The 2,509-nt window shown below is 70.7% G+C and carries 2 protein-coding genes; both read left to right on the top strand.

Going from position 1 to position 2,509, the window contains the following annotated elements; all coding sequences use genetic code 11:
• On the top strand, positions 1-1,290 hold a 1,290-nt coding region (locus tag QOZ89_RS47010; RefSeq protein WP_312630396.1), incomplete at its 5' end, for an acyl-CoA dehydrogenase family protein.
• A gap of 136 nt (positions 1,291-1,426) precedes the next feature.
• Positions 1,427-2,509 (top strand): acyl-CoA dehydrogenase family protein (locus QOZ89_RS47005; protein WP_312630395.1); only part of this gene is annotated, 1,083 nt, incomplete at its 3' end.

The following is a 2,509-nucleotide window of genomic DNA, read 5'->3' as shown; positions in this document are numbered from 1 at the left end:
TGGGACTTCGAGACGGATCCGGAGTATGCGCGCGAGCTGGAGTGGGCCGAGGAGTTCGTCCGCGAGGAGGTCGAACCGCTCGACTTCGTCATCGAGCACGCCTGGGACGTGCGTGACCCGGTGCGCGCGAAGCTGATCCCGCCGCTGCAGGACCAGGTCCGGGAACGGAAGCTGTGGGCCTGCCATCTCGGCCCGGAGCTGGGTGGCCCGGGCTACGGGCAGGTGAAGCTGGCACTGCTCAACGAGGTCCTCGGGCGTACCCATTCCGGCCCGGTCGTGTTCGGCTGCCATGCGCCGGATTCGGGAAACGCCGAGATCCTCGCGCACTACGGCACTGACGACCTGAAGAAGACCTACCTGGAACCGCTGATCGAGAACCGGATCGTCTCCTGTTTCTCGATGACCGAACCGCAGGGCGGCTCCGATCCGACCGGGTTCACCACCCTGGCCCGCCTCGACGGTGACGAGTGGGTGATCGACGGGGAGAAGTGGTTCTCCTCGCACGCCCGGTTCGCCTCGTTTCTAATCGTGATGGCGGTCACCGACCCGGACGCACCGGCGCACCGGCGGCTGTCGGCGTTCGTCGTCCCGGCGGACACCCCCGGCATCGATATCGTCCGCAATGTGGGGGTGTCCGGGCACGACGAACATGAGGGCATCCACGCCTACATCCGTTACGAGGGCGTACGCGTCCCGGCGGATCATCTGCTCGGCGAGCGGGGCGCCGGCTTCGCCGTGGCGCAGACCCGGCTGGGCGGCGGCCGCATCCACCACGCGATGCGGACCGTCGGGCTGGTCAGGCGCTCGTTCGAAATGATGTGCGAGCGGGCGGTCTCCCGGACTACCAAGGGCGAGATGCTCGGACGCAAGCAGCTCGTCCAGGAGATGATCGCCGACTCCTGGATCCAGATGGAACAGTTCCGGCTGCTCGTCCTGCGCACGGCCTGGCGCATCGACAGGTACAACGACTACGACAAGGTGCGCGCCGATATCGCCGCGGTCAAGGCGGCGATGCCCAAGGTGCTGATGGACGTCGCGTCCCGCGCGCTGCAGGTGCACGGCTCCCTGGGCGTCTCCACGGAGATGCCGTTCGGCCGGTGGGTGCTGGAGTCGTTCCACATGGGCCTGGCCGACGGCCCGACCGAGATTCACAAGGTGAACCTGGCCCGGCAGCTGCTGCGCGGCGTCGCGCCGGCCCCGGGGTTGTTCCCCACCGGCCACCTCCCGTCCCTGGCCGCCGATGCCCGGGCGCGGTACGCCGTCGAGCTCGAGCTCGCGGATTCGGAGTGAGCGGCTCACCCGTCGCGGGCCGCCCGTCGAGCGGCTGGGAACTCCGCGGTTCTGATCGGCCGAAGATCGCGCGATCATGGCGTGGCCGCACGCCCGGAGGCCCTCCGCCCAGTGCCATGCAAGGGGGTACCGGAGCATGAATCTTGCACCGAGCGAGGAACGCGCCGAGCTGAGGCAGGCCGTGCGGTCGTTCCTGGCCGCGCACTCCTCGGAAAACGAGGTCCGGCGACTGATGGAGACGCCGGAGGGCTACGACCGGGGGCAGTGGGCGAGGCTGGCCGGCGAGCTCGGCCTCACCGGGCTGTGCATCCCGGCCGAGCACGGCGGCAGCGACGCCACCTTCGCCGAGGTCGGCGTGGTCCTCGAGGAGATGGGGCGCACCCTGACGTGCGCGCCGTACCTGTCCACCGTCGTGCTCGCGACCGGCGCGTTGCTGCACATCGACGACGAGGCGGCCCGCAAGGATTATCTGCCTGGCATCGCCGCGGGGGAGACCATCGCGACCGTGGCGGTCGTGGAGGAGTCGGGGCGCTGGGATGCGGCCGATGTCGCCGCGACCGCGACGCGCGGCGCGGCGGGCTGGGAGCTGCACGGGACGAAGATGTTCGTCCTCGACGGACACATCGCCGACCTCGTGCTCGTCGCCGCGCGGACGGGCGACGGCGCGGGATCCGCCGTCAGTCTCTTCGCGGTCGACGGAACCGCGCCGGGTCTGACCCGCGGCGCGATGCCGACACTCGACCTCACCCGCAGCCAGGCGCGCCTCGACCTGGACTCCGTGCCGGGCCGGCTCGTCGGCCCGGAGGGCGGCGCCGGACCGACCCTCGAGCACCTCGGCCACCTGGCCGCCGTCGCCCTGGCCTGCGAACAGGTAGGCGGCGCGGCGCGGGTGCTGGAGACGGCCGTCGCGTTCGCGAGGACGCGGGTGCAGTTCGGGCGTCCGATCGGGCAGTTCCAGGCGATCAAGCACCGCTGCGCGGACATGGCGCTCGAGCTGGATGCCGCTCGGACCGCGCTGGCCCACGGGCTGTGGGCGGCGGCGACCTCGGACCCCGAGCTGCCCGTCGCCGCCTCCATCGCGAAGATCCGCTGTTCGGAGTGCTTCGATTTCGCGGCCGCCGAGAACGTCCAGATCCACGGCGGTATCGGCTTCAGCTGGGAGCACTCCGCGCACCTGTACTTCCGCCGGGCGAAGAGCAATGCGCTGATGTTCGGCGAC

The sequence above is a fragment of the Pseudofrankia coriaricola genome, from assembly GCF_032027725.1.
In the GTDB taxonomy this organism is placed as follows: Bacteria; Actinomycetota; Actinomycetes; order Frankiales; family Frankiaceae; genus Pseudofrankia.
This window is presented reverse-complemented; position numbering and strand designations above follow the sequence as displayed.